We start from the raw sequence: 20722 nt of genomic DNA on the forward strand, positions 1-20722 counted from the left end.
TTAAGTGTCTACTCTATAGGGTACATTTTAATTAAGGGCTACACGTTTTTAATTATTGTACGGATACTTCTACCTCTGTATGTTCATGAAGACCTTCATCATTCTCCACATGAACTCTCACGATGTAATCTCCACTTGCCTTGAAAGCATAGTCAGTTTTGTATTCCCCGTTAGTGCCTTCTGTCATATTAACCCAATCCGGATTAGATCCTTTTTGAAAAATTTCAAGTCTTACATTCGCTTTTACAAGCGGCTCATTTTCTTTTTGCAAATGTACTGCTAATGCTATTTGCTCATTTGCTTTTATTGTATCTGGTGTTTGCAGGTGAATGGAAACATCTCCGTGATGGTGATGGTCTCCTTCTGTGCCTTCACCATGTTCCTCATGATGATCCTCTTCTACTTGTCCAATCTGAATCTGCTTTGTTGGCATCGTGTGCATATCCCTTGCGGTTACGTGTGATTGAACATGATACAATCCATTTTCAGGAAACGAATAAGTCGCAACATATTTTCCCTTTTCTTCATGCTTTGCTTCTACCAGCTTACTGGAATCCTTTTCGCCTTCCTTCCAAATTTCAAACTTTACTTCTTTCGCATCCTCTACAAATTCTTCCCCTTGCTTAACTGTAACAGCTAAAGGAACCTCTTCCCCTGGATTCGCTTTTTCAGGTAGGGTTAAATCAGCTTCTATAATGGCAGGAAGCTCCGCCTCTTTTCCATCATCTTTTTTGCTGTTTGTACCACAGCCTGCTAGTAATAATAAACCCGCACATATAATCGCTATCCATTTTTTCACGCATTATCCCTCTTTCATATAAATAATTCCTTCTATCCAAAACAATAGATGTTAATTGTGATGAAATAATGAAATTTTCTCGTAAATAAAGAAAACTCTATATAAAAAGAACTCTATAGTATAGGAACACTTTTATCATAGCAAAAAAATTCAATAAATGTTGTAAAAGAAGTTTTCCCTTTTTCATATTTTCTATCCGAAATCCTTCCTTCTATTCCTATTTGTACGAGCATACATTTGACAGATGGGGGGATCGTGATGAGAAATAAATCAGCAGCACAAACAGTTTTTATTTATGTACAAGGATGGATATTGAGTATATTATTTATCTTTATTTTAGTCGGCATCGTAACATCAAACCCTGCATCCTTTACCTCTGAACATGTGAATTCACTATTAAAAAATATTAAGGCAGACCAGCTCTTTATCCATTTGCTTAAATCAGAGAATCATTATTTTTATCCGGAAGATTCATCTTTAAGTCTTTCACATTTATCCCAAAATGCCTTCAGGCTCGCCACCAATATAAAGCCGACTGATATTCGCACCTTTCTGGGAAGAGAGCTTCCTGGTTATTCGATTTTTGATACGGGGATTGAGATAGCTGGGGAGGGGACTGACTATACAAATCTGCCGTTCGAATCTGCTCCGCCAATTGATTTTCTTTTAAAAGAAAAAGAAATTGCCAGTGAAAATCTCCCTGAGGAGGATACGTCAGATGCCCCACCTCCTATCGATGGTAAGAAAAGCGTATTAATCTATCATTCACACAGCTGGGAGTCATTCACACCATTATTAAAAGGAGTAACAACCCCTGACGAGGCGGTTAGCTCCAATGAACGAGTAAATGTAATTGCCGTTGGAAGGAAACTAAGTGAAAAATTAACTGAAAAAGGAATAGGCGTAGAGCATGTTAAATCAAATATGGCTTCACTGCTGAGCCAAAAGAATTGGAATTATAACCAATCGTATCTCCTTTCTCGAGAGGTCGCTCAATCAGCAATGGCTTCGAATAAGGACTTAAAGTTTTTGATTGATATCCATCGAGATTCCCTAGGACGTGAAGTAACAACAAAAGAGCTGAATGGAAAAAAGTATGCACGGATGTTCTTCGTTGTAGGGAAGGAACATAAAAACTATCAGAAAAATTTACAGATTGCCACTGAGCTTCACAAAAGCCTAGAAGCGAAATACCCGGGTATTAGCAGAGGAGTATTTAAGAAAGGAAAAAGCGAAGGAAATGGCATTTATAACCAGGATTTATCAGACCGTGCCTTATTAATTGAAATTGGCGGAGTCGATAACGACTTAACGGAACTATATAATTCAATTGATGTGTTTGCAGATGTTTTCAGTGAATTTTACTGGAAGGCAGAGATGGTAAATGGCAAAGGTTCTTAATGCTTCATTCTATTGCTTGCTTTGGACACTCGGTTCAACACTTCTATTCTATCTATTATTTGGGCTATCTCTGTTAACAATTGTTTGCTTTAGTTCAGGAATTATTTTGTCAATCATTAATTTTGTCGAGGACGAAATGAAAAAGCACGAAAGAATGAATGGGGAATAACTGGTATTCGTGACCCTGTTTCTGCTTTAATAGATAATAGAAACCTATATTGGAGTGATTAGATGAAATTGGCCATTATTACAGGTGCCTCAAAGGGTCTTGGTGCCTCCATTGCGGAAAGAATGATAAGCGAAAAAATTGGAATTATTACGGTCTCTAGAACAGAAAATGAAGGCTTAAAGGAGAAAGCTTCTGCTAATCAAGTTTTCTATCGTCACTTCCCTTGTAATCTCGCTGTGACTGATGAAATCGAAGCAACCTTTCAAACTATATTATCATTGTTAGATTCTGAAAAGCCAGAGTTGGTCTATGTGATCAATAATGCTGGTGTCATTGAACCCATCGCAACAGCAGGATCTCTTAATCATCAAGCTTTAATCCAGAATGTGACGGTTAACCTAGTTGCACCAATGATGATTACGAATATTCTATTGAGTAAGGCAGCCGCTAAGTTACGTATTGCTAATGTATCCTCTGGAGCTGCGGAAAGGCCTATTCAAGGCTGGAGTGCATACTGCAGTACAAAAGCAGGGCTAAATATGTTCACTGCAACAGCTGCAGTGGAGCAAGCAACAGCTGGAGCGCCGCATGAAATGATTGCTTTTAGCCCCGGAATAATGGATACAGATATGCAAGGAACCATTCGCTCCTCTTCCAAAGAAGCCTTTCATGATTTGGAGAAATTCAAGGAATATAAAGAAGCAGGCATGCTCCGTCCTGCCGAAACAGTTGGCAATGCGTTAGTCAGCCTGCTATTAAGAGAAGAGATCGAAAATGGAAAAGTCTATCATGTGAATGATTTACTTTAAAAAGATTAGAAAATATGAATAAAAATTGCTAGAGTGGACAATACTAAAGCTACAAAGTGTATTTCCCCCTTATTTATTGCTTCCTTATTGGAGGCATTTTTTTTGTGACTTTTCTTCTGGAGATGAGGGAACTGTTTGGGATTTTGAGTGTAATGCAGTTTTAAGAGCTATATCGGACACGATTGGGGTTTTTCTGTTAGGCTTGTCCAATAACTCATTTTATTGGACACGTTTTGAAACTTTTCTATGAAACCTGTCCAATAACTCATTTTATTGGACACGTTTTGAAACTTTTCTATAAAACTTGTCCAATAACTCATTTTATCGGACATGTTTTGGGACTTTTCTATGAAACCTGTCCAATAACTCATTTTATCGGACATGTTTTGGGACTTTTCTATGAAACCTGTCCAATAACTCATTTTATCTTGGGACTTCCTTATAAAACCTGTCCAATAACCAGCTTGATCCGTAATCCTCCATTTAACTATTGCTTTACTCGTAAAAAACACATAAAAAAAGCCCCCATAAGACACAATAACAATGTATCTCCCAAAAAGGGACTTAAATAATCGATTAAAGGGGCAAAATCATGACGAAAAAGTATAACAAAGGAAGCAACAATCAAAATGCGCCGACTGCTAATCAGGCGGACATTGTGAGCGGTGACAACAGCAAAGGGAATAAACGGAATAAAGATCAGCAAAGTAAAAACAATTAAAAACAGTTTAATTAGTTAGAAACACATTATGATTATGAAGCCAAATACGATCATTAGACTATGAACCTAATGACCTATTTGGCTTTTTTTTTAAAACCACAACATCCATCATCATTATTCTTCCCTCATCCCACATACATTCGAATCCGTTAAAAAATTTCACTTTTGTTCCTATTTTATCCAACAATAAGCCTTAAGTCTTAGATATAATTAATTCTAGGGATCAATGATTTCTTGCTGATCATTTCGTAATATGAGTATAAGAGAAGGAATTAATAAGAAAGCAGGGATTTTCTTTGAAAAGAATATTAGTTATTTTTTTAATTTTGATTGGGGTTTATGTATTATTTAACTCGAATATCATGAATCTATTTTCATTTGGAAAAAGTGAAGCCGAGGAGAAAGTGACCAAAAATATCGATTCAGTGGAGATTGATGCATCTTCAATCAAAACCGTTATCCTGCCGGAGAAGAGAAGTGATATTCATGCAGAACTTGAAGGAAAAGGAGAAGTGTCTGTTAATAAAAGCGGGAACAGTATTCAAGTAAAGTACAAAAGAGCTTTTTTTGAAGGATTCTCCTTTTTTAATAAAAATACTGTTTTGAACATTTATATTCCTGAAGACTTTGACCGCAGAATGAATATTAATGTTGGATCAGGATATTTAATTTTTGAAGGTAAATCAGCTAGCAAACCGATGAACCTTAAAGAGCTTGATATTAATCTTGGTTCAGGAAAAATTGATTTAAAAAATTTAAACATCGGGGAATTCCGCAATGATGTTTCTTCAGGAATGGTTACCATCCATTCTCTGAAAACGAAAGAAGGCACTATTGATGTAAACTCAGGGATCGTAAAAATTCGCAGCTACGAAGGAAAGCTTAAAGCAGATATTTCTTCAGGACAATTAGATGTACAAATGGACAAAATAACAGACGATATTGATGCAGAAGTAAGTTCCGGTCATTTGAAGCTTGATCTTCCAGAGGACGCTGATTTCACACTAAAAGGAAAAGTAAGCAGCGGTCTAATTAAATCCGATATTCCTCTTAAAGACAAAATACAAGATAAGAATAAAATTAGCGGACAGTCAGGCACTGGGAAATATCAAGTAAAGGTTTCTGTTTCAAGCGGATTGGTCAATATTCATTAAAAGAAAAACTGGATGAGCGCTCATCCAGTTTTTGCTGTTATAATGTTTGAAATTTCTCTCCCGCCGATCCCTGTTCAGCTATAAGCGGACACATAGTAATGCTGTAATCGCAAATCGCTTCAACATCATTTCGATCATGGGTGACGATCATACAAGTCATTTTTGCCTTTTTTAAAATACGCAGCAGTTCTTCCCGTATTGATTCTTTCAAATCGGCATCTAGGTTACTGAATGGTTCATCCATTAATAAAATTTTCGGCTTTGGCGCAAGTGCTCTTGCCAGCGCTACCCTTTGCTGCTGTCCCCCGCTAAGCTCATGAGGATAGCGATCACCAAAGTCCTCCAAATGGACAAGCTCAAGCATCTCCTCTACCCGATGCCTTCTATCCTTTCTTGCTATTCGTGATAAACCAAATAAAATATTTTCCTTAACTGACATGTGAGGAAAAAGGGCGTAGTCTTGAAAAACCATCCCAACTCCTCGATCCTCTGGCTGAACAAATATACGATCATTCACTACTGTTTTGTCTGCAATCTGAATGATTCCGCTCCGAGGCATTTCTAAGCCAGCTATTAATCGCAATAATGTACTTTTCCCGCTTCCACTCTGTCCTAACACCCCGACAATTTCTCCTTTATTCATTGAAAATGAAAAATCGTCAATAATCGGTGTACTTGATCGAGAGTAGCCAAAGCTTAATTTTTGAATGTCCATTACCTTCATCGCTGCACCTTCTTATCAATCATTTGAAAAACAACTACAGACAAAACGCTAATCCCAATAATCATCAACGAAGAGATGGAAGCTTCGTATATTTGTTCATCCTTCGCATACTGAAATGTTTTTGTTGCCAGCGTGTCAAAGTTAAATGGTCTTAATAATAAGGCTAAAGGAAGCTCCTTGCAAATTTCAACAAATGTTAAAATAAAGCCGCTGACGAGTGCTCCCTTAATTAATGGAAAATCCACTTTGAAAAAGGTTTTCGTTATGCCATGGCCCAGCATTCTCGATGCTTCAGAATATTTCGTGCCGATTTTTTCAAATCCTACTTCAATAGCGTTAAAGCCGGTTGCCATAAAACGAATCGCATAACCAACAATGAGCATAACTAGAGATAGACTTAATATTAATGGAGCAGCTCCTAATCCCATAAATGAATAAACAGGGGCAAGCCATTTATCTAGCGTTATAAACATCGCCAGCACCCCAATCGCAATAATGGCTCCAGGAATAGAATAGCCAGTCGTTACGAGCTTAGCTAAAATATAGGACCCCGTCTTATTTCCGCGGCTTACATTCGCAACCACAACAGCCAGAATCAAAATAATGAACGTTGCAATCGAAGCCACATAGACGGTTTGAAAAAAGAGCATATAGAATGTTTCATTCCACACCTTGTGAAATGTCAATTGCGCCCATGAGATTAACTGGATTAATGGAATTAAAAATCCGAGCAAAAACACAATGCTGCAGTAAGTAAAAGCTGCAGCTGCCTTAAATCCCTTGAGCCTCATCGGTACAAGCGGTCTTGATTTATTATTAATATTGTATCGCCGTCTTTGTCTCAACAATCTTTCCAAAATGAACAAACCAACAATTATAACCATCAACCAAGCTGCAAGCCTCATGGCCGAATCTATATCATACATACCGAACCATGTTTGAAAAATAGCCGTAGAAATCGTATGGATGCCGAAATAGCTTGTTACTCCATAATCACTTAGCACCTCATAAACCACTAATACTGCCCCCGCTACAATAGCTGGCCTGGATAGCGGGAGTACTACCTGTATAAAGATGGCTAACGGCTTTCTTCCTAGCAGTCTTGCGTTTTCGAAAAAAGAAGCACTTTGGCTTTCAAGAAAAGCTCTCGTCATAATATAAACATATGGAAAAAGGAAGAACGTAAAAATGAAAATGGCCCCACGCAAGGAGGAGAATGATAAAAGTTCTGGATCAATCTGATAATTAAAATGATTACGGAACGTGGACTGAATCACTCCCGTATAGCTGAACATCGTTCGATACGTATAGGCTGCGATATAAGGGGGAATCGCAAGCGGCAATAGCAAGCCCCAGCGAAAAAAACGCTTAAGTGGAAAGTTATAGGCTGACGTTAGCCACGCAAGCGTAACCCCCAAAAACGCAGTAAAAATCCCTGTCAAAACTACAAGGATTATCGTGTTTGCTACATATGTTGTTAATAAATACCTGCGAATCTGAAACCAGTTTTGATTTGGCTCCTGAAATAATGAAAAAAAGATAAACAGGATGGGCAGCAGTATGACCGCCGCCCCCAAAATACTGATGACCCACCAGCTATTAAAATCTTTTTGTAGTAATCGTTTGAATTGGTTTATACCCATTATTATTTCCAACCTGTTTTATTAAAGATCTCGATGGCTTTATGATTATGTTCTCCTAAAGTATCAAAGTTAAGCTCTTGCATCTTAAAATCACCCCATGATTGAAGCAGTTCAGGTTTCTTAGCATTAGGGTTAACAGGGAATTCATAGTTATTTGCTGATAAATATTCCTGTGCTTCAACACCTGTCATATATTCAATTAATTTTGTTGCATTTTCAGGGTGTTTACTATGCTTCGTTAATCCAATACCGCTAATATTAACATGAGTTCCATTTGTTTCTTGGCTCGGGAAGAATACACCAATGCTCTCTCCTACCTTTTTCTCTTCTGGATCCTCAGAGTTCACAAGCAGGCCCACATAATATGTGTTCATGATTGCTACATCACCGGTACCTGCTGCGATAGCTTTTGCCTGGTCACGGTCACCGCCGTCTGGCTGACGAGCAAAGTTGTTTACAATTCCTTGTGCCCACTGTTCAGCCTTTTCTTCTCCATTCAACTCAATGAAGGAAGCAAGTAAAGATTGGTTATATAAGCTAGTTGACGAACGAGCTAACACTTTCCCTTTCCATTTTGCATCCGTTAAAGCTTCGTATGTAGAAAGCTCATCTGGAGAAACACGGTCTTTTGAGTACACAATAACACGTGCTCTTGTTGACATACCAATCCAGTTATCATCTTTATCCCTTAGGTTTGCAGGGACATTTTTATCAATAATGTCAGAGTGTACAGGCTGAAGAACATCGTTATTCTTCGCATTAGCTAATACTCCACCATCAACAGTTATAAATAAATCAGCCTGAGTGCTTTCACCTTCTCGCTTTAAGCGTTCGATCAGTTCTTCCGCTTCACCTTTAACGACATTCACTTTAATGCCAGTTTCTTCAGTGAATCGCTTATACACTTCATTATCAGCCTCGTAATGTCTTGCTGTATAAATATTAACTACTCCATCTTCCGCTTTTTTAGGCTCTTTAGCTGTTTTCTCACCTTCAGAACCATTATCACTTGCCCCACATCCTGCTAAACCAACAGTTAGAAGAGCACTTGCTAAGAAAGGCTTGAGTAATTTCGAAAATTTCATTCCTGTGTCCACCTTTTGTTTTTTTCTTTTTAGTGATAATGAGAATTATTATCACTACTACGACCTCATTTTACTAGTGATTCACTTCCTGGTCAATAACTATTTTCTTAATTTGTAAGATTTATGAATTTGATAGCATAAAAAAAAGCAGCCCTAAGGCTGCTTTTAAACATTAATTCGTGCTCCTCTTAAATGGCCACCAATTTGCTTCTCCAAAGTTTTTCACCATAACAGGAATAAACAGCGGCAGCATAACAACTGCATATAAGAACAATCCAACAATGATAATAGCTGCAATCTGAAGTAATGAAAGCATTCCTGAAGGCATCATAGCTGCAAACGTTCCACCTAGGATAACCGCTGCTGAGATAATGACAGTTCCCATTTTTCTCATTGAAAGCAGCATCGCTTCTGCCACTGATAGATTTTTATATTCATTGAATCGGTCCATTAAGAAAATACTATAATCGACTCCTAATGCAATGAGAATGACAAAGCCGAAAAACGGTACGGCCCAGCTAATGCCGGAATAGCCGAATATGTTGACGAAAATGGCCTCATTAATAGCCATAGATGTAAAATACGTTAATATGAGTGAACCAATGATATAGGCTGGCATAATGATTGAACGGAATAAAAAGACTAAAATGATCGAAATTCCGGCTAACATTAAAATGACCGTGCGCGAGTAATCCTGTTCAGACATAGTGTTTAAATCAGCATTCGTACTTGTTACGCCGCCAACTGCCACTATTGCATTTTCTAATTTTGTACCTTTTGTCGCTCTTTTCACTGCAGACTTAATATCATCGATTTTGTTAATGGCTCCATTGGAATATGGATTCTCTTTAAAGATGACATCCATTGTCATAACTTTACGATCTTTAGACATATAAACATCTAGAACACGTGCAAATTCTTCATTATTCATAACATCTTCAGGCAAGTAAAATCCATCTTGAGTTCCAATGCTAGATAATCCGGATAAATAATTTTGCGCGGAGCCAAGTCCTTCAGATACTTGATTTAAGCCATCTGCACTCTGGTCTAATCCGTCTGTTAATTGACCAATTTGGCCGCCTAAATCTCCGAACCCTGTAAGAAGTTGCTTTTGTCCATCGTTAATGCTGCCTAATCCATTTGTCAGCTTTGGTACATTGCTGACAATTTGTCCTTGGCCATCCGCTAATTGTTGGAATCCTGCTTGCTGCGCTTCAATGCCTGCAATTAATTTTCCCAAGCCTGCCGCAAGATCTCCTTGGCCAGAAACTGCTTTTTCAAAACCGCTATTTGCTCCCGCCATGCCGGCATTAATTTTTGTTAATCCCGCATTCATTTCATTCATATTTGCAGAAAGACCTGTTAATTGCTGCTGAAGACCAGTAATCGTTTGTTTCATCGTCTGATACTGCTGGTCTGCTTCTAAGTCTGTATATTTCTGCTCTAAATAGCCGTACATGGCAGTATTTGCTTGCGTCATGCCATCAGCTAAGCCTGCTAATCCTGTACCACCCTTTTGATAATTTTCTGTAAGGCCATTTAAATTGCCTTGTAATTCTTTATAACCGCCAAGCAATTCCTGGTAGGCTTTAAGCAAATCCTCTGCTCCTGTTTTTGATTGTTCTAAGCCTGCTTTTATTTGGTCAGAGCCTGCTGTTCCTTGACGGATGCCATTTTCAATCTTCGCAAGATTTGTATGAATAGCTTGAAGTCCTGTCTGGATCTCATTTGTTCCGGAAATTAATCCTTGTATTCCGTTTGTTGCTTCTTTTAATTTCGGCTCTGATTTAGCTAATTCACTGCCTGCTTCACTTAAGCCTTTGCTAATTTTATCAAGTCCATCTTTACCGTCCCCAAGGCCTTTCTCAAGGGTTTCAGCTTGCTTGGCAACGAAGAAATCCTCAAGAGGTTCACCAGTAGGACGTGTGACAGAACGGACCGTATCGACAAGATCAACCTTTTCAAGTTCTTTGCTGATACGCTCTGCTAGACCAATATATTCGGTTGAATCCATTCTTTCATCATTTTTCAATACGACCTTAGTTGGCATTGATTCTCCAGGACCAAAGCTGTCTGCAATCCTGTTGAAGGCCTTTATCGAATTCACATCGCCGCTAATTTCTTCGAGAGAGTTATAGGATAATTCCCCATCATAGGTTACGAGAAATGGAACACAGATGGCTGCCACAATAATTAAGGCCAGAAAAGGACGTGCCAATGAAAACTTCCCAACTGCCCCCCAAAGCTTGCTTTCCCCATGATCGGCTGTTTTCTTAGATGGCCAGAATATTTTCCGTCCTAAAACGGCCATGAAGAACGGCACAATCGTAAATAAAGCAATAATTAGAATCGCTACACCAATCGCAACAGCCGCGGCTGATTGGTAAAGAATAAATTGTGAAAATCCAATCGCTGCGAAACCGATCATCACGGCAATTCCGCTGAAAAATACAGTACGGCCCGCATTACGGTATGTCTCTACAATCGCTTCAGCTATGCTCTCCTTCTGTGAAAGTTCTTCTTTAAATCGGCTTAGAAGGAGGATACAATAATCTGTTCCAATTCCAAAGAGAACCGCAACAAGGAAGATCTGCGTATAGTTGGATAATGGAAAATCAAATTTATCTACTAGAAATCCGACAATTGACTGTGAAGCTAAATAAGTAAATCCAACTGTTAATAATGGAATAATCGGCGCAACAACGGATCTAAATACAAGCAAAAGCACAATCAGAATAAATGCAACTGTAATTCCTTCTGTTTTCTTTAACCCTTCTTGTGAGCTCGTCATTAGATCTTCATTGATCAGCCATTGACTCGTATAATAATGTTCTACTTTTATATCTTTTAACGTGTCGTAAAGAGCCTTTCGCAATTCTTTCGGCTCTCGGTCATTCCAGCTTATTGTAACTGATGCAAGGATAGATTTTCCGTCCTTTGACACTAGCTGGTCTTTCAGGCTTGCCTCATAAAAATGAGTAAGTATCTCAGTAATGCCAAGCTCCTTTTCTTTTTCTTTTAAAAGGTTAATGGCCTTTTCTGCTTCTTGAATATCTTCTTTGGAAAGCTTTTTATCATTATGGAAAACGAGAGCTACGCTCGTTTCATCACCGCCGCCCTCCTGCTTGCGAACATCGTCCATAATTTTTCCGGCAAGAGAAGATGAATATTCATCAGGCACTGTAATCTGCCCTTTATCCCGAACTAAATCTGCCATATTAGGGGCAGCAAAAAGCATGCCTGCTACAATAACTATCCAAGCAATCATCACTAGCCATTTATTTTTTATGATTCCATTCACGGTTTATTCCTCCACCTGTGGATTCTTACTTTCTATTAAAATTTGATTCAGCTTTTCATAGGTTTTTATAAATTGAGTAATTTCCTCTTGGTCGAACTGGGTAATAAAAGACTCGACAAGCTTATAAATGCGTTCTTCCGTTTGATTGAACAGCTCATTACCTTTATCTGTTAGCGTTAAATAAACAACACGTCGATCATTCTCATCTCGTGTTCGCTGAATCAGCCCCTTTTCAAATAGACGGGTAATGATAGCGGTTATCGCACTTTTTTGTACATTGAACTGCTCCGCTAGTTGTGATGACGTGCAGGATCCAACATTACTGATATACCGTAATGTGTAGTGCTGATCATTCGTTAAATCACTGCCAATTTGCTCCTTTACGAGGCACTCAGCCTTTCTTTGGACTGAGAATGACAGCTCTATATATTTATTAATGAGCTCTTTAATTATTTTATCTGTCATGAAATTGATTACACCCCCATCTATTAATTCTACTGTTTAATTGTTCAACTGTTTAACTATTAACGTATTTAACTTTAATGTCCTGTATAGTGATTGTCAATTATTTTCTTTTTTAGAATAAAAAAACCTGCAGGGAAGCTCCTGCAGGCTTTTTATTCTTATTTAAGATATCTTCTTGCACCGGAAAATTCAGATTTATATGGTTCTACATTTATGGAGATGATTTCAACTGATCTTGAGAAATTTGGCGAGTGTATCATTTTTCCGTTTCCTATGTACATCGATACGTGGTGAACTGCCCCTTTTCCCTTATTATGTGCAAAGAACATTAGATCACCAGGCTGCAGATTTTTCTTTTCTACAGCTATTCCCTGCTTCGCCTGTTCAGATGAGTCTCTTGGAATCAAAATACCATGCTGTTTATAGATACTATAAGTAAAGCCTGAACAGTCAAATCCATATGCTGAATTACCTGCCCAAAGATAAGGAATATCTAAAAACTTTTTACCCGTATCTACTAAGTCCTTTTGGGAAGGCTTTGGGATACTCTCATAATTATGGAATTGCTTGATGTTCTGTTTTTGAAAATACTTTATTTCTTTTTTAGGAGTAAGTACCTGAAGCCAATCCTTTTCTTCCTTCACAATCGGCAGTATAGTATTAAAACTGATTTCCATGAATTTGCTCTTTGTCGAGGCTTCATTGTATAGGTTTGCCTTGTTTACGGATACGAGGGCAATGGAACAATCTTGGTTGTTTAGGTCATATTCGGATATATGGGATTTAGGGACCCACCCTGGATAGCCGCTTTTATTTTTTGATGTCTCTTGATCATTAACCGCAATTTTGTACCAATTTCCACTGTTTTTTAAAATGGTCACCTCTTGCCCATATAGAGCTTGAGATTCAATTTTTCCTAGTAGCCAAAGCTTCTGCTGTTTCGTCATATTTTTTGTCCAATTGGCAAGATCCACTGGAGCAGAAATGACAGGCTGATCAATCGCCCTTGTCATATTTGGTTCCTTCCATAGAGTGGTTACAGCCACATTGACAACATACTTCTTTGTTTGAGCTGGTTTATAGCAGATTCCATTATCAGCAGGGGAGGCAAATGTCGTTTGTGTATGTAGAAAAACTAGAATTAAGGTTAATAGAATCCCTGTTACATACTTTTTCAAGTTAATCCTCCTATGATGTTATTTAATATAGAATACCATTTTTTAGTAGAATTGTATTTGTGTTTTGAGAAAAAATTTTTGAAGGAAATTGCCAGTAAGTTTTTTAGTGTTTGCGCCGGATATTTGAATAAGCAGGACTCTTTTTAAAAGTAGATTTATCGGACAGCCTTTGGGATTTCATTAGGATTTTTGTCCAATAAATAGGGTTATCGGACAGCTTTTGGGATTTTACTAGAGTTCTTGTCCAATAAAATGGTTTATTGGACAGGTTTTGAGGTTTTACTAGAGTTCTTGTCCAATAAACTGGTTTATCGGACAGGTTCGGGGACTTTACTAGAGTTCTTGTCCAATAAGCGATTCTCTTAAAGTTATACGACAGGGAGAATACCTTTTGTTGCTATGACCATAGATCAAAAAGTAATCGCAAAAAAGCCTGATCCCTAAGCGGAATCAGGCAATAAATCCAATTATACGGCTATGTCTTTCTCGAACTGGCTATTGTAAAGGTCTGCGTAGAAACCATTTGCTTCGAGCAGTTCTTGATGAGTGCCCTGCTCGATGACTTTTCCTTGATCCATGACTAAAATCAAATCCGCATCGCGAATAGTTGATAGGCGATGAGCAATGACAAAGCTTGTTCTTCCTTCCATTAAACGGTTCATCGCTTGCTGAATTAAGGCTTCTGTACGGGTATCGACACTAGAGGTGGCTTCATCGAGAATCATAATAGGCGGATCAGCCAATACGGCGCGAGCAATCGTGAGAAGCTGCTTTTGACCCTGAGAAATATTTGATGCTTCCTCATTTAGGACAGTATCATATCCCTCTGGCAGAGTACGGATAAAATGATCAGCATACGCTGTTTTCGCTGCTGCAAGGATTTCCTCATCGGTAGCGTCTCTCTTTCCATAACGAAGGTTTTCCTTAATAGTTCCATTAAAGAGCCATGTGTCTTGTAGAACCATGCCAAATGTGGAGCGCAAATCCCCCCGTGCCATTTCACGAGTATCAAAACCATCTATCGTAATCTTTCCGCCATTCAGTTCGTAAAACCTCATGAGCAGGTTGATTAAGGTTGTTTTTCCAGCACCGGTTGGTCCGACGATGGCAACGGTCTGGCCAGGCTGAACATGAAGATTCATATCCTCAATTAATAACTCTTCCGCATAGCCGAAATCCACATGCTCGAATGCAACCTCCCCTTTAGGGCGCTCAAGCTTAGCCGTTTTCACTTCCTTGACTTCTTCCTCTTCGTCAAGCAATTCGAAGACGCGTTCTGCTGCTGCCACTGTTGACTGAATGATGTTCGCGATATTAGCTGTTTGCATAATCGGCTGAGTAAACTGACGGGAGTAGGTGATGAATGCTTGAATATCTCCAATTGAAATCGCCCGTTTTGTAACAAGAATTCCCCCGACAATACAGATTAGCACATAGCTTAGGTTGCCAATAAAGGACATCATCGGCATGATGATACCTGAGATAAATTGTGCTCTTCGACCGGCATCATACAATTTTTCATTAACTTCATCAAATTCTGCTATCGCTTTTTCCTCATGGCCAAAGGCTTTAACAACCTGATGACCTGTATACATTTCTTCAATATGGCCGTTTAATTGACCTAGTGACTTCTGCTGATTAGCAAAATGCTTCTGTGATCTTTTTAAAATCGGTCCAATAACAAAGATTGAAAGCGGCAAACTGACAATCGAGATTAATGTCAGCAGCGGGCTGATGGTTAACATCATAATAATGATTCCTACAATAGTAACCACGGATGTAATAAATTGCGTCAAACTTTGCTGAAGTGTACTGCCAATTGTATCAATATCATTTGTGACTCGGCTAAGTATCTCACCGTTTGGACGTCCGTCAAAATATTTAAGCGGCAGTTTTTCAAGCTTTTTATTAACGTCCTCCCTTAAGTCATAAACCGTTTTTTGGGCTACACTCGACATAATGAATTGCTGAATATAGCTGAACAGACTGCTTGTTACATACAATCCTGCTAAAAGCAGCAGCAAATTTCGAATCGTTGTAAAATCAATTCCGGCACCTGGCACACCCTTTAATTTTCCATATATCCCTTCAAATAGCTCCGTTATGGCATTTCCCATAATCTTCGGTCCGGCAATCATGAAAACAGTGCTCATAATAGCAGCCAAAAATACAGCTAGTAATTGGTTGCGTCTCGGTTTTAAGTAGCCGATCAAACGTCGGAATGTTCCTTTAAAGTCCTTTGCTTTCTGACCAGCCATCATCATATTTCCATGTCCCATTGGACCGCCGCCGTGACGAGGTTGATGCTTCATTTGTGAACTCATGCGATTTCCTCCTCTGAGAGCTGGGACTCAACAATTTCACGGTACACTTTATTGTTTTCTAACAGCTCTTTGTGCGTTCCCATGCCGACCATTTTCCCTTTATCTAACACAATGATCCGATCTGCATCCATAACAGAGCTAACCCGCTGTGCTACGATAATGACCGTAGAATTTTGGGTTTCATCTATTAAGGCATGGCGCAATTTTGCATCTGTTTTGTAATCTAGAGCTGAGAAGCTGTCATCGAAAATATAAAGATCTGGTTTTCTCACAAGTGCTCTCGCAATCGATAAGCGCTGCTTTTGCCCACCGGATACGTTGGATCCTCCTTGCGAAATCATCGAATCATAGCGATTTTCCATTTTATTAATAAACTCTTCAGCCTGAGCAATCTTAGCCGCATGCTCAATTTCTTCCTGTGTGGCATCTTCTTTTCCGAAGCGGATATTTTCTGCTATCGTTCCGGAAAATAACAAAGCCTTCTGCGGTACGAAGCCGATTTTTGAACGAACTTCTTCGTGAGCTGCCTCTTTCACATTTACACCATTGATTCGAACAACTCCGCTTGTCGTATCATAGAAACGCGGAATTAAGTTTACTAGCGTTGTTTTTCCCGCTCCTGTACCGCCAATAATAGCAGTGACCTCCCCAGGTTGAGCTTTGAAGCTAATATCAGCTAAAGCCGGTTCCTCTGCTCCGGGATAATGGAATGTTACATTCTCAAACTCTAATGTTCCACGCTCCTTATTAGCTGTTTCCTTTCCTTCATTGATTAAAGTCGGCTTCATTTCAAGCACCTCATTAATCCGTTTTGCTGAAACAGCAGCACGAGGAACCATCACAAACATCATCGATGCCATAACAAGGGCAAACATGATCTGCATCACATATTGAATAAACGCCATTAAATCACCAATATGCATACTGCCATTGTCAATGCGAATTCCGCCAAACCAAATAATCGCAACAATCGTTAAATTCATAACAAGCATCATGACTGGCATCATGGCAGCCATTACTTTATTTACTTTAATCGAAACTTCTGTAATATCTTTATTAGCTTTTTGCAAACGGACCTGCTCTTGGTTTTCCTGGTTAAAAGCACGGATAACCCGAATGCCTGTCAAATTTTCACGCAATACTAAGTTCAATTGATCCAAACGTTTTTGAACTAGTTTAAAAAGTGGAATCCCTTTTCTCATAATAAGAAGAATTGTTCCAACAAGAATGGGGATAATTGCTACAATGACAAGTGATAATTTAGCATCTTTGGAAACCGCCATAATAACGCCGCCGACAAACATAATCGGCGCACTGACGACCATTCTTAACATCATGATAACGACCTGCTGAATTTGAGTAATATCATTGGTCGTTCTCGTAATTAGAGATGCTGTGCCAATCTGGTCAAATTCCTGAAGAGAGAAATTTTCTACATGAGTAAATACTTTCCTGCGCAAATCCCGTCCAAGCCCCATTGCAGCTTTAGATGAGAAATAACTTGCTGCAGCGGAGGCAAGCATTCCGATTGCGGCTATTAAAAGCATGAATCCGCCAATCTTCCATATATAAGGCTTGTCGCCCAATACAACTCCCTTATCGATAATATCTGACATTAATGTTGGTAAATAAAGATCAGCCATCGACTGGATAAATACAAGACCAAACACAGCCAGGACAATCCACTTATAAAAGGTAAGATTTTTCAGTAGTTTAATCATTGGATCCTTCTCCTTGTTCTAAAGTCATTTCCTCTAGAAAATTGGCAATCTGATTGAGAGAAGCCATTAATTCGTTATATTGCTGATCAGAAAGGGTATCTGCCGCTGCTTTAAATGCCTGCGTCATACTCCCCTCCTCTGTCTTCAAGTGATTGTATAGCTTTTTTCCTTCTTCACTAAGAATTAACTGCATTTCTCTTCGATTCTCTTTAACGGGATGACGATCAATATAGCCCGCTTGAACTAGTCCATCTACCGCTTGGCTTAGTGTGCTCTTTGGAAACTGCATAATCTGACCAACCTCTTTTTGCGTCATTTCCCCACGCGAAGCAAAGGTCATAAATACTGCATATTGCGGAACCGTCAGATTATTTTTGATAGCTGTTTTTTGCACAACCTTCTTTAAGCTTACATTCACACGCCAAAAATTATGGAAAAGCTCACTGGAGCGCTTAGAAGAATGTTGATCAGATTTCATTTACATAACTCCATTCATTTTTGGATTGTTCATAAATGAACTGTTCTAGAATGTTATAAATATACTCCTGTTTTTACCGATAGTCAATCAATAAAGTTTATAAAAAAGGCGACCCCAAATTGGCTGTTTCAAGTATGAAATTTAACCTTCTCCTTTGACAATGATCGATAGAGGGAAACATAGATTGCTTAGTTGTTATTGACTTAATAAGACGCTCCATGTAATATACATCTAAAAATTCAAACTTTTACATAATAAAAAATAAATAGATATAACTGTTTAACCAGTTAATGATTGTGGGGAAAAATCATGAGTTCCAGTAGTGCAGCATTAATAAATTCAAGAAAAAAAGGAATCTTTCTAGTTCTAGTCGGTGCCCTCATGTGGGGAGTATCTGGAACGGTTGCTCAGTTCCTTTTTCAGCATCAGGGATTTAGTCCGGAGTGGTTAGTAGTAGTTCGTCTCTTAATTTCCGGTACGATTTTACTCTTGATTGCCTATAAAAAAGAAAAAAAGAGAGTTTGGGCAATTTGGAAAGTAAAGCATGACAGCTTTAGCATTATTCTCTTTGGAATTCTTGGCATGCTGGCTGTTCAATATACATTTTTTGCCGCAATAAAACATGGAAATGCTGCAACGGCGACCGTTTTACAGTATTTAGCACCAGTCCTTATCATGTGCTATTCTGCTTTCCGTTCAAAACGAATGCCTACCATAATAGAAGGGCTTGCATTAATTTTGGCGATATCCGGTACATTTTTGCTCGTCACACAAGGAAGCTTCCATACGCTTTCTATCTCAGGTCTAGCTTTATTTTGGGGACTGACATCCGCTATTGCATTAGCCTTTTATACACTGCAGCCACTTAAGCTTCTTGCTAATTGGGGCTCAGCGATTGTTGTCGGCTGGGGCATGCTGATTGGCGGCATTTTCTTTTGTTTTATTCATCCACCATGGATTTTTGTCGGCCAATGGTCACTTCCCGCCATCTTTGCAGTTATTTTCATTGTGATCTTTGGTACGATTATTGCCTTCTTCTGTTATTTGGAAAGCCTTAAATACATTAGTGCTTCTGACGCTAGCTTGTTAGCCTGTGCTGAGCCTTTAACAGCAGCATTTTTAGCCATTATTTGGCTTCATGTCACTTTCGGAATGGCCGAGTGGCTAGGAACAATATGTATTTTAAGCACGATTGCCCTGCTATCCGTGAAGAAAGAAAAACAATCTGTTCAGACAAGTAATCATGTGAAAATGAATATTAATCAATGAAAAGGATCAGCCGCCAGTAATATTATGGCGGTCTCCATGAAATATTCCACCTTTCTCTTACATAGATGACCTATTTGTTTATCTTTCTTTTTTTGCCGAATTATTAAGTTGTATAATTGGACAAAAAAAAGAAACCATCGGAATGTTTAAATTCAGATGGTTTCTCATATACTTTATTCTTTAGCCAGCATTTGATTAGGTGCTTTCATATTATAAATTGGCAGTATGACAACAAGACCGATTATGAAAAGAATAGCAGCAAACTCAAACATCGTGACAATGGAAGTTATTTCTTTTAATACTCCAGATAGACTCATCGTCAATACCATGGAGCCTGTGAAAAGTGGACTGAGCGTTCCATTTACCCTTCCGATAAATTCTCCTTTTGTATTTTGAAGAATCATCGTGTTAATTCCAATTTGAATGCAAGGGAAAAATAAACCATTTAAAAACTCAGCTGCAAGTGTAATTGGCAATACCGTTGAAAATCCGATTACACTCATTCCGATTGCATTCGCAAGCATCCCTATAACTAAAAGTCTTTGAGGCGCTACTGATTTCGCGAATAGAACAGAAACCGCTCCTCCGACGATCATCCCAATTCCATTTGCCATTAACAGCCATTGCAGACTTTCCTTAGCTAATTCCAGACGCTCTGTTACTAAGAAAATGGCTAATGGATGAATTAATCCGATGGCAAGTCCGGCTGCCATAAAGCAAAGTCCTAGCAGCTTCAGTTCCTTTTTTCCTAAAACATATCGAATTCCGCTTTTCATTTCCTCTAGTATAGTAGACTCTTTCTTTTCAGTATCCATTTGATGGTCAGCTGGAATAATAGCAAGCATAGCCGCTGAAAGAAGGAATGCAACACCAGTTATCGCAATAGAAACGTCTATGCCGAACTGCTGGAAAACGAATGTTCCAAGTACAGGACCAAATACCATAAATACAGCAAAAATGGTTTGGTAAATAGACATGGCCGATTGAATCAATTCTTCACTTAAGTGCATCTTAAATAATTTCATCCCTGACGGCTGAGAGAACTGGGATAATATCGCAGAAATTAAAGTAGCGAAGAAAATAACCTTCCAAGAACCAAATACAAGTGTGACTAAAACGGCAAAAACAGAAACCGCGCTTAGAATATCACACCAAATCATTGTCCTTTTTGGACGCCAGCGGTCAGCGAATGTCCCGCCAATAAAGGAGAAAATAAAGATCGGAGCAAATTCGGCTACCGAAATCATCGAAACAGCAAAGGCATCTCCGTTTGTTTTATCCATGACAAATAATAATACTGCAAAATTTCGAACCCATATTCCTATTTGAAGAAACAAGGCCGAAAGAAAGATCGCTTGAACAAAACGATTTTTGAATAATTGTGACATAACATTCCTCTTTTCTATATCGGTTACACTAGGGTTATGCAAACGCAAAAAACCCCTATCCGCCATTATCTGGATAGGAGTTCATCTAAACCA

At 38.7% G+C, this 20722-nt stretch carries 17 protein-coding genes; 6 read left to right on the top strand and 11 right to left on the bottom strand.

All coding sequences use genetic code 11. From position 1 onward, the window contains the following. Window positions 1–52: 52 nt before the first annotated feature. Window positions 53–799, bottom strand: coding sequence for a FixH family protein (locus H0173_RS22560; protein ID WP_221847807.1), 747 nt, complete (start codon window positions 797–799; stop codon window positions 53–55). Between the two features lie 258 nt (window positions 800–1057). Between H0173_RS22560 and spoIIP the strand changes: the two genes are divergently transcribed. From spoIIP to liaG, 5 genes are all read left to right on the top strand, one after another. Further along, window positions 1058–2200 carry a stage II sporulation protein P gene (gene spoIIP / locus H0173_RS17505; RefSeq protein WP_221847808.1) on the top strand — a complete coding sequence of 381 codons (1143 nt, stop codon included), beginning with the start codon at window positions 1058–1060 and terminating at the stop codon, window positions 2198–2200. Further along, the gene (locus tag H0173_RS17510; RefSeq protein ID WP_221847809.1) at window positions 2184–2369 is read left to right on the top strand and encodes a hypothetical protein; all 186 of its coding nucleotides are present in this window, start codon (window positions 2184–2186) and stop codon (window positions 2367–2369) included. The genes spoIIP and H0173_RS17510 overlap by 17 nt, the downstream gene beginning before the upstream one ends. Window positions 2370–2431: 62 nt before the next feature. Next, window positions 2432–3178, top strand: a complete 747-nt coding sequence (locus H0173_RS17515; RefSeq protein WP_221847810.1) for a (S)-benzoin forming benzil reductase — start codon at window positions 2432–2434, stop codon at window positions 3176–3178. A 592-nt stretch (window positions 3179–3770) separates the two neighbouring features. Further along, entirely contained in the window at window positions 3771–3899 is a 129-nt protein-coding gene (locus H0173_RS22410) for a hypothetical protein (RefSeq protein WP_260631244.1), read from the top strand. Between the two features lie 296 nt (window positions 3900–4195). Then, a complete protein-coding gene (liaG, locus tag H0173_RS17520; protein WP_221847811.1) occupies window positions 4196–5053 on the top strand; it encodes a LiaG family protein in 858 nt (285 codons plus the stop codon). 37 nt (window positions 5054–5090) lie between these two features. Here the strand turns inward: liaG and H0173_RS17525 are convergent, their stop codons facing one another. The 9 genes from H0173_RS17525 to H0173_RS17565 all read right to left on the bottom strand — a co-directional run bounded on the left by H0173_RS17525 (window position 5091) and on the right by H0173_RS17565 (window position 17972). Then, a complete protein-coding gene (locus tag H0173_RS17525) occupies window positions 5091–5777 on the bottom strand; it encodes an ABC transporter ATP-binding protein (protein ID WP_221847812.1) in 687 nt (228 codons plus the stop codon). Next, entirely contained in the window at window positions 5774–7420 is a 1647-nt protein-coding gene (locus H0173_RS17530) for an ABC transporter permease (protein ID WP_221847813.1), read from the bottom strand. The genes H0173_RS17525 and H0173_RS17530 overlap by 4 nt, the downstream gene beginning before the upstream one ends. Before the next feature lie 2 nt (window positions 7421–7422). Beyond that, a complete protein-coding gene (locus tag H0173_RS17535) occupies window positions 7423–8505 on the bottom strand; it encodes a Fe(3+) ABC transporter substrate-binding protein (protein WP_221847814.1) in 1083 nt (360 codons plus the stop codon). 172 nt (window positions 8506–8677) lie between these two features. Further along, window positions 8678–11806: an MMPL family transporter gene (locus H0173_RS17540; protein WP_221847815.1), complete on the bottom strand. Its 3129-nt coding sequence runs from the start codon at window positions 11804–11806 to the stop codon at window positions 8678–8680. A 3-nt stretch (window positions 11807–11809) separates the two neighbouring features. Beyond that, window positions 11810–12271, bottom strand: a complete 462-nt coding sequence (locus H0173_RS17545; protein ID WP_221847816.1) for a MarR family winged helix-turn-helix transcriptional regulator — start codon at window positions 12269–12271, stop codon at window positions 11810–11812. Window positions 12272–12429: 158 nt separating this feature from the next. After that, window positions 12430–13449, bottom strand: coding sequence for a C40 family peptidase (locus tag H0173_RS17550; RefSeq protein WP_221847817.1), 1020 nt, complete (start codon window positions 13447–13449; stop codon window positions 12430–12432). A gap of 467 nt (window positions 13450–13916) precedes the next feature. After that, window positions 13917–15773 (bottom strand): ABC transporter ATP-binding protein, encoded by a 1857-nt coding sequence (locus H0173_RS17555; RefSeq protein ID WP_221847818.1) that lies wholly within the window; start codon window positions 15771–15773, stop codon window positions 13917–13919. Then, entirely contained in the window at window positions 15770–17494 is a 1725-nt protein-coding gene (locus tag H0173_RS17560; RefSeq protein ID WP_221847819.1) for an ABC transporter ATP-binding protein, read from the bottom strand. The genes H0173_RS17555 and H0173_RS17560 overlap by 4 nt, the downstream gene beginning before the upstream one ends. After that, the gene (locus H0173_RS17565) at window positions 17487–17972 is read right to left on the bottom strand and encodes a MarR family winged helix-turn-helix transcriptional regulator (RefSeq protein ID WP_221847820.1); all 486 of its coding nucleotides are present in this window, start codon (window positions 17970–17972) and stop codon (window positions 17487–17489) included. Before H0173_RS17565 ends, H0173_RS17560 begins: the two co-directional genes overlap by 8 nt. A 309-nt stretch (window positions 17973–18281) precedes the next feature. Here H0173_RS17565 and H0173_RS17570 point away from each other — a divergent pair, with 309 nt between their 5' ends. Beyond that, a complete protein-coding gene (locus tag H0173_RS17570) occupies window positions 18282–19241 on the top strand; it encodes an EamA family transporter (RefSeq protein WP_221847821.1) in 960 nt (319 codons plus the stop codon). A gap of 173 nt (window positions 19242–19414) precedes the next feature. On the opposite strand, the gene H0173_RS17575 is transcribed toward H0173_RS17570, so the two are convergent. Continuing rightward, entirely contained in the window at window positions 19415–20695 is a 1281-nt protein-coding gene (locus tag H0173_RS17575) for an MFS transporter (protein WP_260631245.1), read from the bottom strand. Window positions 20696–20722 lie beyond the last annotated feature (27 nt).

It is taken from the genome of Bacillus sp. S/N-304-OC-R1 (assembly GCF_019749375.1).
In the GTDB taxonomy this organism is placed as follows: domain Bacteria; phylum Bacillota; class Bacilli; order Bacillales; family Cytobacillaceae; genus Cytobacillus.

Excerpts from the sequence above, each read along its gene's own strand:
- spoIIP (WP_221847808.1), top strand. The coding sequence starts at position 1,058 with ATGAGAAATAAATCAGCAGCACAAACAGTTTTTATTTATGTACAAGGA.
- H0173_RS17510 (WP_221847809.1), top strand. The coding sequence starts at position 2,184 with ATGGCAAAGGTTCTTAATGCTTCATTCTATTGCTTGCTTTGGACACTC.
- H0173_RS17515 (WP_221847810.1), top strand. The coding sequence starts at position 2,432 with ATGAAATTGGCCATTATTACAGGTGCCTCAAAGGGTCTTGGTGCCTCC.
- H0173_RS22410 (WP_260631244.1), top strand. The coding sequence starts at position 3,771 with ATGACGAAAAAGTATAACAAAGGAAGCAACAATCAAAATGCGCCGACT.
- H0173_RS17525 (WP_221847812.1), bottom strand. The coding sequence starts at position 5,777 with ATGAAGGTAATGGACATTCAAAAATTAAGCTTTGGCTACTCTCGATCA.
- H0173_RS17530 (WP_221847813.1), bottom strand. The coding sequence starts at position 7,420 with ATGGGTATAAACCAATTCAAACGATTACTACAAAAAGATTTTAATAGC.
- H0173_RS17535 (WP_221847814.1), bottom strand. The coding sequence starts at position 8,505 with ATGAAATTTTCGAAATTACTCAAGCCTTTCTTAGCAAGTGCTCTTCTA.
- H0173_RS17545 (WP_221847816.1), bottom strand. The coding sequence starts at position 12,271 with ATGACAGATAAAATAATTAAAGAGCTCATTAATAAATATATAGAGCTG.
- H0173_RS17555 (WP_221847818.1), bottom strand. The coding sequence starts at position 15,773 with ATGAGTTCACAAATGAAGCATCAACCTCGTCACGGCGGCGGTCCAATG.
- H0173_RS17560 (WP_221847819.1), bottom strand. The coding sequence starts at position 17,494 with ATGATTAAACTACTGAAAAATCTTACCTTTTATAAGTGGATTGTCCTG.
- H0173_RS17565 (WP_221847820.1), bottom strand. The coding sequence starts at position 17,972 with ATGAAATCTGATCAACATTCTTCTAAGCGCTCCAGTGAGCTTTTCCAT.
- H0173_RS17570 (WP_221847821.1), top strand. The coding sequence starts at position 18,282 with ATGAGTTCCAGTAGTGCAGCATTAATAAATTCAAGAAAAAAAGGAATC.
- H0173_RS17575 (WP_260631245.1), bottom strand. The coding sequence starts at position 20,695 with ATGGCGGATAGGGGTTTTTTGCGTTTGCATAACCCTAGTGTAACCGAT.